This is a genomic window from [Erwinia] mediterraneensis (assembly GCF_900604315.1).
In the GTDB taxonomy this organism is placed as follows: Bacteria; Pseudomonadota; Gammaproteobacteria; order Enterobacterales; family Enterobacteriaceae; genus Pantoea; species Pantoea mediterraneensis_A.
In genome coordinates, this window is sequence record NZ_LR026978.1 from 1,308,184 (window position 1) to 1,321,669 (window position 13,486).

The following is a 13,486-nucleotide window of genomic DNA, read 5'->3' on the forward strand; positions in this document are numbered from 1 at the left end:
CTTTATGGCGAAAAGGCGGCAAGCCGCGGAAACCGGCATAAGGAAGTGTGAAGCATCGCGATTTTTTTGGGCTCTTTATGGTTTTTAATGCATAAAAAACCGGAGACGTCATGAGTCGTAGCCAGAACCTGCGCCAGAATGTGATTAATCAGATGCTGGACGCCATCACGCAACGCCATATCTGTTCGCCGCTGCCCCCCCAGGCCGCGCTGGCAGAGATGTTTAATATCAGCCGCACCACGGTACGTCATACGCTACACCACCTGCATCAGCGTGGCGTCCTGGAGAAAGTGGATGATATTTATGTGATTGCGCGAGAGCCGGGCGCAGAAGATGGTTTTTCCACCCTGATGCCCGCGATTGAACAGCAGGCGCTACAGTTTGAAGCCGCTTTTTTTCACCTGATCAATCAGCGGCAATTGACGCCCGGCGATACCTTCAGCGAACTGCAGCTGGCGCAGCGGGTCAACGTCAGCCCGATGGTAGTGCGTGAATTTCTGCTGCGCTTTATGCGCTATAACCTGCTGGAACCGGTCAGGCGTGGCCACTGGCGCATGAAGACATTTACCCAGGATTATGCGGAGAAGCTGTTCGAGCTGCGTGAAATGCTGGAGACCCATGCTCTGAATCGTTTTCTTAACCTGCCGGGCGAGGATGAGCGCTGGATCCAGGCGCGTGACCTGCTGGAGCGCCATCGTAAGTTCCGCGATACCATTGCCAGCGACTACCGGCGCTTCGCCGAACTGGATAAAGAGATGCATTCGCTGATCCTCTCCGCCGCCAGGAATCCCTTTTTCAATCAGTCGCTGGAGATTATCTCCGTAATTTTTCACTCTCACTATCAGTGGGATGAAAGCGATCTGAAGCAGCGTAATATTGTGGCGCTGGAAGAGCATATGGCGATCCTTACCGCGCTGATTGGCCGTCAGGATATCGAAGCGCTTTGCGCGCTGCATAATCATCTGACAACGGCCAAATCCTCCATGACGCGCTCGCTGGGCCAGTACAATTAAAAACCGATTAAAAACCGCAAAGCATTAGCTTCCGCACGCTTCAGACATATCTTTACATCATTCTGCGCCCGATGCTTTTAGATTTCATGACACCTGTACGCGTGACTTCCGTGGTTACGCGTCATCACAAAACGCTGGATAACAATAACGACCCAGTTTCGGGAGGTTGCAATGCAAGACACGACGGTGACCGGTCGCGACAAATCAGCGACCGCACCCGCGGGCAGCGACACGATGATTCCCGCTCGCGGCAACCTGGTGCGTTCGCCGCGCATCAGAAAGGTTCAGGTAACAGCCATGCTGTTGCTGCTGTTCGCTGCCATCATCAACTATCTCGACCGCAGTTCGCTGTCGGTCGCCAATATGACCATTCGTGAAGAGCTGGGGCTGAGCGCCACAGAGATTGGCGTGCTGCTTTCCGCTTTTTCGCTCGCTTACGGTCTGGCGCAGCTGCCATGCGGCGCGCTGCTGGATCGTAAAGGTCCACGCCTGATGCTGGGTATCGGCATGTTTTTCTGGTCGCTGTTTCAGGCGCTCTCTGGCCTGGTGCATAACTTTACCCAGTTTATTCTGGTGCGCATCGGTCTTGGCGTGGGCGAAGCGCCGATGAACCCCTGTGGGGTTAAAGTGATTAACGACTGGTTTAATATCAAAGATCGCGGCATGCCGATGGGCATGTTTAATGCCGCCTCGATGATCGGCCTCTCCATCAGCCCGCCAATCCTGGCTGCGATGATGCTGGTGATGGGCTGGCGCGGGATGTTCGTTACCATCGGCGTGCTGGGCATGTTCCTCGCCATCGGCTGGTACATGATCTATCGCGATCGCGATAACAACACGCTGAGCGCCGAAGAGGTCCACTATCTGCAGGCGGGCAGCGTGGCCTCACGCCGCGAACCGATCAGCTTCGCGGAATGGCGCGGCCTGTTTAAGCAACGCACCATGTGGGGCATGATGATCGGCTTCAGCGGTATTAACTATACCGCCTGGCTGTATATCGCCTGGCTGCCGGGTTATCTGCAATCCACCTATCACCTTGACCTGAAAAGCACCGGCCTGCTGACCGCCATTCCGTTTCTGTTTGGCGCGGCGGGGATGCTGCTGAACGGCTATGTGGTGGATGCGCTGGTGCGTCGCGGCCGCGATGCGGTGAAAACGCGTAAGGTCTGTATCGTGACCGGCATGGTATTATCAGCCGCCTTTACCGCTGTCGTGTCGCGCGTGGATGACACCGTCAGCGCAGTGACGCTGACTGGACTGGCGCTGTTCTGCATTCACTTCGCAGGCACCTCCTGCTGGGGCCTGATCCACGCTAACGTCAGCGCGCGGATGACCGCGTCAGTGGGCAGTATCCAGAACTTTGCCAGCTTCGTGTTCGCTTCTTTTGCACCGGTAATCACCGGCTGGGTGCTGGATACCACGCAAAGTTTCAGCCTGGCGCTGATGATTTGCGCAGGTGTCACCCTGGCTGGCGCGCTGGCCTACCTGCTGCTGGTGCGCGATCCCATCGCCGATACGCAGTAACCATCCCGGGCGGCGTCAGGCCGCCCGTCTCTTTTCCATGCGACAGATGGCCGGTTTTCAACTAAGAGTAAAAGAAACCCCACTGGAGAGATGCGTATGTATTCCCATATCACTCTCGGCGTGAACGATTTTGAGCGCGCCTTCTCGTTCTACAGCGCCATTCTGGCACCGTTAAATCTGACGCTCCGTTTTTGCGAGCGCGATGTTCCCTGGGCAGGCTGGCAGCAGCGCGAAGCGCCCCTGCCGGAGTTTATTATTACCCTCCCTTTTGACAGCCAGCCCGCCTCCGCAGGCAACGGTCAGATGACCGCCTTTCTCGCGCAAACCCGGGAGCAGGTGGATGAAGTTTACCGGCTGGCGCTGGCAATGGGGGCCCGCAGCGAAGGCGAGCCCGGCCTGCGTCCGCACTATCATCCCGATTATTATGGCGCTTACTTTCGCGATCCTGACGGCAACAAACTGCATGTTTGCTGCCGGAAAGCGGAATAGCCTTATCCCGCCTCCACCAGGGTTACGCCATATTTTGCCCCGTAGCGCTGGATGCCGGCGATCGCCTTTTCCACGCTGAGGGGCGGCGGTGGTGGCAACAGGGGCGCACGCTCGCGCAGCGCTTTGTCATATTCGCTGAAGGTGGCGAAATCACGCGGGAAACGTTTGCTGTCGACCCCCACCAGCGCGCCCTCCTCGCTGGCGTATTTCAGCAATTGCTGCCAGCGCTCAATGGATGCCAGGCCAATACTCTCCGTCCCGTGAGAGAACAACATCAAATCGATATGACGGAAACGCGGCTGCTTTTCGAGAAAGCGTTCCAGCACCGCGGCGGAAGGCTCGGTACAAAACAGCAGCCAGAACGGGATAGCGTGCTGACGTATCGTGGTCCAGGGATCCATCAGCAGGAAATTGTCGACAATCAGCCGTGTCGGCAATATTCCTGCCGACAGATACCAGTCGCGGTAAATCTCCGCCACCACATAGCTTAGCGCCTCTGGCTCCTCATAGCGCAGCTCCAGTAGCCGCCATTGCTGGCTCTGTGCCAGTTTCCTTAACGGCGCCAGCAGATAGCCGTCAAACCCCCACTCCGCTTCCGGCACCCGATCAGTGACCGCAGGCGGATCCCAGTGTTCCCGCTCAATGCCGTAACGCGCCAGATACTCCGCGACGCGCGGGCCGCCCTGCAGATACTCCTGTTCGCTGGCCCCGCCGGGCGCGCCAAACTGAAAAAAGGAGCGGTTAGTGGTTCGGGTCACCGGCCACTGGCGCGTACAGTTATTCACGATCAGCGTCGCCCCGGCAGGCAACGAGCGCATCAGGAATTCATTAAAGGCCAGCGGCAGAGCGCGCAGCTTCAGACGAAAATAGCTCATCTGCGCCAGCATCAGCCGGTCCTGGTTGGGATCCTGCATATGATGCACCGCTACCGAGGGCGAGGTTGCCAGCAGCGCATCGGCCACCGCCTTCCCCTTCTCAAACCCGCTCTGCGCATCGTCAGGATCGTTATGCAGCGCGCGCACCGGGCACAGAAAAGTTTGTGGCAGCCAGGGGGTGCCCATCGCGGCCGCCAGATGCGTTAGCGCGCCATTCGAGGATCCGATAAACGCCGCCGGGTAGTTCTGCTGCGGCCAGGCATTAACCATCCATTCGGCAATGCCTTCCAGATCCAGATCGCCGGCATGATTCTCACCAACCCCTTCGGCCATCCCACCCACCGCATAGCCCCACTCGCGCAGGCGGGCAGGTAACTTATTTAACGCTGGCAGCAGCCGATCGAGGGTGGGTGAATGGCTCGGACTGCTGAAAGGGCGATCGTGCAGCGCGGCAGCGAGCGCAACCAGCATACCGGCGGCAGAGTCAAAACGGGCAATGCCTTTTGGCGGTTTACTCATGGGCGTTCTCCTGTTGGATACGTTCCAGGAACGGGCGGATCGCCCGGCAGAAGCTCCATGGATAAACATAGTTCAGTGTATGGGTGCCGTTGGCTAAAGTGATTAATTCTCCGCGCGGCAACAGCGACGCCAGTTCTTCCACCCAGCGCGCGGGCGAAACCACATCCCGCGAGCCGTGCAGAATTAAAGTGGGGGCAGAGATATGAGGCAGACGGCGTTCTATGGCGTCGTTCATCATGATGCGCATAGTGCCACAGGCGCGCCACAGGCCCGCTTTCGCGTAATCAATGCGGGAGATAGAGCCTGGCGAACGTAGTTTCTCCTGACGCCCGTTGCACCAGTCACGCCAGATCTGGCGCGGCAGCGAACGGGCATAGCGATCCACCGTCGGCCCCTGCAACACCAGACCGGCCACCGCCTGCGGCTGACGTACGGCCAGCGCCGCCAGAATCTGGCAGCCAAAGGAGTTGGCCACCCAGATCGCACGCGTCAGGTTATTCTGCTGCAGCCACATCCAGAGCGCATCCGCCAGTTGTTCAACATTCAGCAGCGGCGCGCTGTTGGGCAGCGCACTGGCGCCAAATCCCGGCAGGTCCGGCACCAGCACGCTGTAATCACGCGCCAGCGCCAGCGCCAGATCCTCCATGGAGCGTCCTGACAGCACCAGGCCGTGTACCAGCACCACCGGCAGCCCCGTTTTCGTTTCCGGCGTGATGCGCGTAAACATGCGCCACGGCCCCACCTGCTGATAGAAGCCCGCCAACCCGGCGTGATGGCTGTGCGGCGAGACTGGAGGTGTCTGCTTCAGCTGCTGCCATCGTTTCGCTGCCCAGATTGCGCCGCCTAATCCCAGGGCAACGCCCGCAACAATCGCACCTTTACTGCCGTGACGCCTTGTCGATCGCTTCATTCGCCGCTCCTCTCTCCGTCTGTTTCGATCAGTGTAGGTGTGACGGCGCAACTGCGCCTCGGTTGCAGAGTGACCGGGCGCACGAAGCGGAGCAGAGAGCGAGAGCGTCAGCCAATCACATGACGCAGTCGGCCAATCTTCTCAATTTCCACTTCAATGACATCGCCAGGAAACATAAACAGCGGCGGCACGCGTTTTTTTCCTGTGCCGCCGGGAGAGCCGGTAATAATGACATCGCCCGGCGACAAGGCGCTGAATGCAGAAATATATTCAATGATTGCCGCGACGGAGTGCACCATATTGCGTGTGTTATCGCGCTGTACTTCGCGCTGATTCAGAAAGGTAGCGATGGTCAACTGCTGCGGATCGCCGATCTCGTCGGCGGTGGTCATCCAGGGACCAAAACCGCCGGTCTGCGGCCAGTTTTTCCCGGCGGTAAACCAGGTAAACTGCATGTCGCGCACCGTGGCATCCATAAAGCAGCTATAGCCCGCAACATAATTCAGCGCATCGGCCGCCGCGACGCGATACGCGGCTTTACCGATGATCACCGCCATTTCGCCTTCATAATCAAATTCTTCGCTGCTCTCCGGCTTTTTCAGCGGGCTGTCATGTGCGACCAGAGTGTCAGCAAAACGGATAAACAGCGTGGGAGCATCTGACGTCTGGTCAAACTCTTTACGTTTCTCGCCATAGTTCATGCCCACGCAAAAGATTTTGCCGGGCGCTTCGATCACCGGCAGCAAGCGGATGGCGCTGAAAGGATAGTCTATGGCACAGTCACGAAACACCGCCAGATCGGCCAGCGTGGAGCTTTGTAGGAAACTTTTCAGATCGGGTGTATGGGGCGACAAGCGCTGCCCCAGATCGGTGACGCCTGTCGCACGCACAATGCCGAAACTGTTTCGTTGCTGGCCCGGATGATAAAAACTGCAAAGCTGCATAACGCCTCGTTATGATTAAAAAAATTGGCGCGCAGAGTAGCAAAAACGGACGTGATAATCGGCAGGATTTTTTTTCAGAATTTTTCAGAGGGGTGTGCTGTCAGCGCGGCAACGGGCAACAGCGTGCGCGAGTGATAATCACCGGTCGATCCCTGACCGCGATTATCGAGGGTTTGAAAGCGATGCTTAGTTGAGCGCACCTGGCGGTACGTGTTTAAAAGTCTCGACATAGCTGCGAAACACGTAACGAAAGAACTTTTTCATGGTAACCTGATGCAAAATTTGTTGAAAAAATACATTAAAAGTATAGCTTCAGCCGTTTTTTCAGGCAACAAATTTTGAAGCGGATCACAAAACAGTCGTTCAATGCTTAACTGAAAGGTGCCAGGTGGTCTGACAATATCTTGCAGCCAATAGCGATCAGTACCACACCGCCGGTCACTTCCGCCCACTTGCCCAGTACCGGCCCAATAAAGCGGCCAATCAGAACGCCGGCGGTCGCCATCACGGTGGTCGCCGCGCCGATAGTAAGCGCGGTAACAATGATATTTACCTGCAGAAACGCCAGGCCAACCCCCACTGCCAGCGCATCCAGGCTGGTGGCGACGGCGGTGGTCGCCAGCACCAGAAAACTATGCTGCTGCGGTGGTTCACATGGCTCTGCGGCAGTCTGGCGGAAACCTTCCAGCACCATACGTCCGCCAAGAAAGACGAGCAGGAAAAAAGCGACCCAGTGATCCCACGCCATAATGTAGCGACTGGCCGCCAGGCCAATTGCCCAGCCTACCAGCGGCGTTACCATTTCAATGCCGCCAAAAATCAGGCCGGTGCGCAGCGCTTCCCTGAAGCCGGGCCGCTGCAACGCCGCGCCTTTGCCAAGCGCAGCAGCAAAGGCATCCATCGACATGCCTAAGGCCAGAATCAGGGTTGCTACAAAGGTCATGGTTTTCTACCGCCGGCGGAGTTTGCGCTGACTGAATCCCGCTCTTGCCGGGTTTTTACATCAGTAATAAAAAAGTGCGCGCAGTCTAGCACGCATTACCCTTGATAAAAAGACAGTAAAATCATGGATTTAAGTATAGCAAAGGCTATATTAGATAACGTTGGCTATTTTCATGTTCTAAGTAGATGGAATAAAAGAGAAAAGCTGGCGAACTTTCGCCTCTCTTAACGCGCGTTTCGCGAGCAGCAAGCCCTTCAGGATTGAACCTGACGAACGTTTGCCGGAGAATGCAGGCCCTGATATTGCGGAAGTTTTAATAATGAAAAATCCTTTTGAAAGCCTGGTTATCCCCGGCGGCATTCTACTGCTGAGCTTTTTATCCGCCCTGCTGCTGCCCGCGCCAGCGTTCAGCCTGACGCTGACCAAAGCGCTGATGGCCGCCCTGCACTTACAGGATCTCAATCAGCTCTACACCATTATTTTCTGCCTCTGGTTTTTGTTGCTGGGCACCCTGGAATTCTTTGTTATCCGCTTTATCTGGCGACGCTGGTTCCGCGTCTGACCCCTCACAAAAGCGTCAGCTGTGCCAGGCTTACCCATTCTATGGGGAGAAGGAGAAGCGAAATGCGAAAAAGTATCGTGGCACTGATGCTGGCACTGTTCTGCGCCCCGCTGCTGGCAGAGGATAACGGCGGCTTTAAGCAAGAGGGTCAGGCTCCGGCACCGGAGGATCAAACTGCAGGTTACCGCGCCGTAACCGATTTACAGGACACCACCGCCATTAATCAGCTGGCTGACCTGCCGGACGGCGCGCCCGTGTCGCTGCTGGGCAATATTCTGCGTCAGACAGGCGATCAACACTATCTGCTGCGTGATAAAACCGGTACGGTGCACCTGCAGATCAATAATTCGGTCTGGCAGGGCCAGGAAGTGAAACCGGACGAACTGGTTGCGGTACGGGGTCGCCTGGTCAAGGCCCAGGGTAAACTGAGCGTCAGGGTCAACAAGCTGAACCAGATGTAACTTTTTTGCCCGGGTGACGACCATGCGTCACCCTATTTTCCCGTTACACCAATGTAACAACAATTTTACATAACCCGATGAAACATTGCGCAACATAAAAAACAGTCAGGCTTTTTCTGTCTTTTTAATCGCCATTTTTCAGTGAGTTATAAATTTCCCGCCCTTTTCGCCTTGCAGCCTGCCCACATAATGCCCCTGGCTCATACCAGGGCCATCCTTAGCTAACCCGCTGAGTTAGCATAAAAATTTGCTTATATAGCACACGGACAGATGATTAATTCTTATGCTGAATCATTTCGGCATTTAAAAAATAAACAAATGTTTAAATCCAGCATGAGAATGTTATATTCATTAGCCAAAGCATAACGTGCAGTTAACCCGTCCATACCGCGTGGTTTAACCTCACTTCCTTAACCTTTGAGAAATAGCGCAACGCGCTCAGCAGAAGCGCGACTATTTCGCCTGCAAACCTGTTGGCTCTGTTCAACAGAAGAGGAGATGTCGCCTCATGTGCAAATCAGCTGTAAATCTTACGCTCGCGATGAGTGCCGTTGGCATGGTAAAAGCGAACGTTCAGGAGAGAAAAGAGGTCGATGTATTGCTCATCGGCGCCGGGGTAATGAGTGCGACGTTGGGCACTTACCTGCAGGAGCTGGAACCGGACTGGACTATTGAGATGGTAGAGCGGCTTGATGCGGTCGCCGAAGAGTCATCCAATGGCTGGAACAATGCCGGTACCGGCCATTCGGCTCTGGCCGAATTAAACTATACGCCGCAAAAAGCGGACGGTAGCATCGATATCACTAAAGCGGTGACGATCAACGAATCCTTTCAGATTTCCCGCCAGTTCTGGGCTTATCAGGTCCAGAAAGGCAACCTGCATCACCCGAAAAGCTTTATCAGCAGTACACCGCACATGAGCTTCGTCTGGGGCGACGAGAATGTCGACTTCCTGCGCAAACGTTATCAGGCGCTGCAAAAAAGCACCCTGTTCCGCGGTATGGAATATTCAGAAGATCCCCGGCAGATTACTGAGTGGATCCCGCTGGTGATGAAGGGCCGCGACGCGAAACAAAAAGTGGCGGCGACGCGCACCGAAATCGGCACCGATGTTAACTTTGGCGAAGTGACACGCCAGCTGATCGCCTCGCTGGAGAAAAAGCCCAACTTCCGCCTGCGTACCCGTCAGGAAGTGCGCGACATTAAGCGCGCCGCCGACGGCCGCTGGCAGGTGACGCTGGCATGTCTGGATGAGGGCACAACCCGTACCCTGACCGTGCAAACTCTGTTTATTGGCGCGGGCGGCGCAGCGCTGACGCTGCTGCAGAAAGCAGGGATCCCGGAAGCGAAAAACTACGCCGGTTTCCCGGTAGGCGGCTCTTTCCTGGTGACCGAGAATCCAGATGTGGTGAAAAACCACATGGCGAAGGTGTATGGCAAAGCCACCGTCGGCGCGCCGCCCATGTCCGTTCCGCACATCGATACCCGCGTGCTGGATGGCAAACAGGTGCTGCTGTTCGGCCCCTTCGCGACCTTCTCGACCCGTTTCCTGAAACAGGGATCGCTGCTGGATATGTTCGGCTCGATCACCTCTTCAAATATTGTGCCCATGATGCAGGTTGGCCTGAAAAACTTCGATCTGGTCAAATATCTGGTGGATCAGGTGCTGCAAAATGAGGGCGACCGGATGGAAGCGTTGCGCAACTATGTTCCGCAGGCGAAGGCGGAAGACTGGCGGCTGGTGACAGCAGGTCAGCGCGTCCAGATCATTAAGAAAGATGAAAACGAAGGCGGCGTGCTGCGTCTCGGCACCGAAGTAGTGACTTCGGAAGATGGCACCATCGCTGCGCTGCTTGGCGCTTCGCCGGGTGCATCAACCGCGGCGCCGATTATGCTGGAGCTGATGAAGAAAGTCTTCCCTGAGCAGATGGCTTCGCCGGAGTGGCAAACGAAGATTAAAGCGATTATCCCATCCTGGGGACGTAAGCTGAACGGCGACGTTGCCGCCACCGAGAAGGTGCTGGCGGAAACCAGCCGTATCCTGCAGCTTGATTACACCCCGGTTACACCGATGGCGGCCAACGACGAAGCGCGTGAAACGGCGCAGGTGGTAGGCAAGTAAGGCGCTGGCTTTTGTCACAAGGCTCCGCAATGCGGGGCCTTTTTTTTCTGCGCCGGGAAGAGGGGTAGCCTGGTTGACTACGCGTTTCTCTATTAGGGTTAGTAGGACGATATGAGCGCGCGGCAGTCTGACTGACGTGCCCATCTCACTGCAGCCACAGGAGGAGCCTTATGACCCAGCCCATGTCCACAGACGAACTGCACTTGCTCGACCGCTACTGGCGCGCAGCTAACTACCTGTCAGTTGGACAGATCTACCTGATGGATAATCCCCTGCTGCGCGAACCGCTGAAGCCGGAGCACATCAAACCGCGTCTGCTGGGTCACTGGGGCACCACACCCGGCCTCAATTTTATCTATGCTCATCTGAACCGGATTATCCGTCAGCGCGATCTCAACCTGCTTTACGTTTGCGGGCCTGGTCACGGTGGGCCCGGTATGGTGGCGAATACCTGGCTGGAGGGAAGTTACAGCGAAATTTATCCCCATATCAGCGCAGATGTGCAGGGAATGCAGCGCCTGTTTAAACAGTTCTCTTTTCCTGGCGGCATACCCAGCCATGCCGCGCCGGAAACGCCAGGATCAATCAACGAAGGCGGTGAACTGGGCTATGCGCTTTCCCACGCTTTTGGCGCTGCCTTTGATTATCCGGATCTGATTGTACCCTGTGTGATCGGCGATGGCGAAGCGGAAACCGGCCCGCTGGCGGCCAGCTGGCACGGGATCAAATTTCTGAATCCGCAACGCGACGGCGCTGTCCTGCCCATTCTGCATCTGAACGGCTACAAGATTGCCAACCCGACGCTGCTGGGCCGCACCAGCGATGAGGATCTGCAACAGTTGTTCAGCGGCTATGGCTACGAGCCGCTGTTTGTCAGTGGAGAGGAACCGGAGGCGATGCATGCGCAAATGGCGCAGGCGCTGGATAACGCCTTCGATAAGATTGCCGCCTTTCAGCAGCGTGCACGCCAGGGCGGCAAACCCGAAGGGATTCCACGCTGGCCGATGATTATCCTGCGCAGCCCAAAAGGCTGGACCGGACCGCAATCGGTGGATGGCAAAAAGGTAGAAGGTTTCTGGCGCGCGCATCAGGTGCCGGTCTCCGCCTGCCGCGAAGATGAAGGCCATCGCCAGATCCTGGAACAGTGGATGCGCAGTTACCGCCCGGATGAACTTTTTGATGAACAGGGTCAGCTGCTGCCGGAGCTGCGCGCGCTGGTGCCGGAAGGTGATAAGCGCATGGGCGCCAGCCCCTATGCCAACGGGGGGTGTCTGCGGCGTGAGTTAAATACTCCGGATATTCGCGATTTTGCGCTGCCGGTAACGGCCCCGGGCAGTGAGCAGGCGCAGGCCACTGAGCAGTTTGGACACTATCTCAGCGCGATTTTCCAGCTTAATGAAGATAACTTCCGCGTGTTTGGTCCCGACGAAACCGCCTCAAACCGCCTCAGCCCGGTATTCGACGTGACCAACCGCACCTGGCTCGGCCCGGTGGAAGACTACGATCAACAGCTGTCACCCGACGGGCGGGTGATGGAGATCCTCAGTGAACATCAGTGCCAGGGCTGGCTGGAGGGATATCTGCTTACCGGTCGTCATGGCCTGTTTAACTGCTATGAGGCCTTTATTCATATTGTCGACTCGATGTTTAACCAGCACGCGAAATGGCTGAAAGTGTCGCGTGCCCTGGGCTGGCGTAAACCGGTGTCCTCGCTGAATTATTTGCTGTCATCACACGTCTGGCGCCAGGACCATAACGGCTACAGTCATCAGGATCCCGGTTTTATGGATCACGTCGCCAATAAAAAAGCGGATATTGTGCGCATCTACCTGCCGCCGGATGCCAACACCCTGCTCTGGGTCGGCGACCACTGTCTGCGTACCTGGGATCGCATCAATGTGATTATTGCCGGTAAGCAGCCCGCCCCTCAGTGGCTGGATATGGAAAGCGCCATTGCCCACTGCGAAGCAGGCATGGGAGAATGGTCGTGGGCAGGCACCTGTCGCGGCGACGAAACGCCTGATGTGGTGCTGGCCTGTGCAGGCGATGTTCCGACTATGGAGACGCTGGCCGCCGTGGATCTGCTGCGCAATTATCTGCCCGAGCTGCGCATTCGTGTCGTAAACGTGGTGGATTTAATGGCATTGCAGGCGCAGGATCAGCATCCTCATGGCAAATCTGACGAGGAATTTGATGCGCTTTTTACCCGGGATAAACCGGTGATTTTCGCTTTTCATGGTTATCCCACGCTGATTCACCGTCTGACCTACCGGCGTCATAACCATGATAATTTCCATGTGCGTGGTTTCAATGAGGAAGGCACCACGACGACCCCCTTTGATATGACCGTACTGAATGAGCTGGATCGTTATCATCTGGCGCAGGAAGCGATTTTGCGTGTGCCAGGGCTGGCGGATAAACAGGGCGAGGTGCTTGAGGATCTGCAACAGCGCATCGCTGAGCATCACCGCTATGTGCGCGAATATGGCGAGGATTTGCCCGAGGTAGTCGGCTGGAAATGGCCTTCACAGTCCGCATCCGGCGCGCCGGAGTGAGTATTTTCGACAGGTGAGGCGGCACCTGATCCACAAGCCTGCGCCATTTCCCCTCTCCCGCCTGCGGGAGAGGGCCGGAGTGAGGGTAAACTGAGGACTGTGCGGCCATTTTCCCTCACCCTAACCCTCTCCCGGAGGGAGAGGGGATCGTCCGCGCCGGACGCGCCGCCTGAGCCACAGGCCTGCACCATTCCCCCCTCTCCCGCCTGCGGGAGAGGGGATCGCCCGCGCCGGACGTGGCACCTGATCCACAAGCCTGCACCATTCCCCCTCTCCCGCCTGCGGGAGAGGGCCGGGGTGAGGGTAAACTGAGGACTGGGCGGCCATTTCCCTAGCCCTGACCCTCTCCCGGAAGGAGGGGGATCGCCTGTGCCGGACGCGCCGCCTGAGCCACAGGCCTGCACCATTTCCCTTCTCCCGCCTGCGGGAGAGGGGATCGCCCGCGCCGGACGTGGCACCTGATCCACAAGCCTGCACCATTCCCCCTCTCCCGCCTGCGGGAGAGGGCCGGGGTGAGGGTAAACTGAGGACTGGGCGGCCATTTCCCTAGCCCTGACCCTCTCCCGGAG

12 protein-coding genes are annotated in these 13,486 nt (G+C 57.0%); 7 read left to right on the plus strand and 5 right to left on the minus strand.

The window, feature by feature from the left end:
• The first annotated feature begins 110 nt into the window (after nucleotides 1–110).
• From E0E17_RS06200 to E0E17_RS06210, 3 genes are all read left to right on the plus strand, one after another.
• The gene (locus tag E0E17_RS06200) at nucleotides 111–1,013 is read left to right on the plus strand and encodes a GntR family transcriptional regulator (RefSeq protein WP_130832535.1); all 903 of its coding nucleotides are present in this window, start codon (nucleotides 111–113) and stop codon (nucleotides 1,011–1,013) included.
• A gap of 171 nt (nucleotides 1,014–1,184) precedes the next feature.
• The gene (locus E0E17_RS06205; RefSeq protein ID WP_130832537.1) at nucleotides 1,185–2,537 is read left to right on the plus strand and encodes an MFS transporter; all 1,353 of its coding nucleotides are present in this window, start codon (nucleotides 1,185–1,187) and stop codon (nucleotides 2,535–2,537) included.
• Nucleotides 2,538–2,627: 90 nt separating this feature from the next.
• Complete coding sequence (locus E0E17_RS06210; RefSeq protein WP_237680765.1) at nucleotides 2,628–3,026, plus strand: VOC family protein; 399 nt, start codon at nucleotides 2,628–2,630, stop codon at nucleotides 3,024–3,026.
• Nucleotides 3,027–3,028: 2 nt separating this feature from the next.
• Here the strand turns inward: E0E17_RS06210 and E0E17_RS06215 are convergent, their stop codons facing one another.
• The 5 genes from E0E17_RS06215 to mntP form a co-directional block, all read right to left on the minus strand.
• On the minus strand, nucleotides 3,029–4,420 hold the full coding sequence (locus E0E17_RS06215) for a hypothetical protein (RefSeq protein WP_130832539.1): 1,392 nt from the start codon (nucleotides 4,418–4,420) through the stop codon (nucleotides 3,029–3,031).
• Nucleotides 4,413–5,330 (minus strand): alpha/beta fold hydrolase, encoded by a 918-nt coding sequence (locus E0E17_RS06220; protein WP_130832541.1) that lies wholly within the window; start codon nucleotides 5,328–5,330, stop codon nucleotides 4,413–4,415. Before E0E17_RS06220 ends, E0E17_RS06215 begins: the two co-directional genes overlap by 8 nt.
• Nucleotides 5,331–5,437: 107 nt before the next feature.
• Nucleotides 5,438–6,274 (minus strand): fumarylacetoacetate hydrolase family protein, encoded by an 837-nt coding sequence (locus E0E17_RS06225; RefSeq protein ID WP_130832543.1) that lies wholly within the window; start codon nucleotides 6,272–6,274, stop codon nucleotides 5,438–5,440.
• 186 nt (nucleotides 6,275–6,460) lie between these two features.
• Nucleotides 6,461–6,538, minus strand: coding sequence for a stress response protein AzuC (gene azuC, locus E0E17_RS20600; RefSeq protein WP_369408702.1), 78 nt, complete (start codon nucleotides 6,536–6,538; stop codon nucleotides 6,461–6,463).
• 106 nt (nucleotides 6,539–6,644) lie between these two features.
• Nucleotides 6,645–7,217, minus strand: coding sequence for a manganese efflux pump MntP (mntP, locus tag E0E17_RS06235; RefSeq protein WP_130832547.1), 573 nt, complete (start codon nucleotides 7,215–7,217; stop codon nucleotides 6,645–6,647).
• A gap of 319 nt (nucleotides 7,218–7,536) precedes the next feature.
• Here mntP and E0E17_RS06240 point away from each other — a divergent pair, with 319 nt between their 5' ends.
• From E0E17_RS06240 to E0E17_RS06255, 4 genes are all read left to right on the plus strand, one after another.
• Nucleotides 7,537–7,779, plus strand: coding sequence for a DUF1158 domain-containing protein (locus tag E0E17_RS06240; RefSeq protein ID WP_130832549.1), 243 nt, complete (start codon nucleotides 7,537–7,539; stop codon nucleotides 7,777–7,779).
• A gap of 62 nt (nucleotides 7,780–7,841) precedes the next feature.
• A complete protein-coding gene (locus tag E0E17_RS06245) occupies nucleotides 7,842–8,240 on the plus strand; it encodes a YgiW/YdeI family stress tolerance OB fold protein (protein WP_165446209.1) in 399 nt (132 codons plus the stop codon).
• Between the two features lie 508 nt (nucleotides 8,241–8,748).
• Nucleotides 8,749–10,362: a malate dehydrogenase (quinone) gene (gene mqo, locus E0E17_RS06250; protein ID WP_130832553.1), complete on the plus strand. Its 1,614-nt coding sequence runs from the start codon at nucleotides 8,749–8,751 to the stop codon at nucleotides 10,360–10,362.
• 131 nt (nucleotides 10,363–10,493) lie between these two features.
• A complete protein-coding gene (locus E0E17_RS06255; RefSeq protein WP_272940798.1) occupies nucleotides 10,494–12,917 on the plus strand; it encodes a phosphoketolase family protein in 2,424 nt (807 codons plus the stop codon).
• The last annotated feature ends 569 nt before the right edge of the window (nucleotides 12,918–13,486 follow it).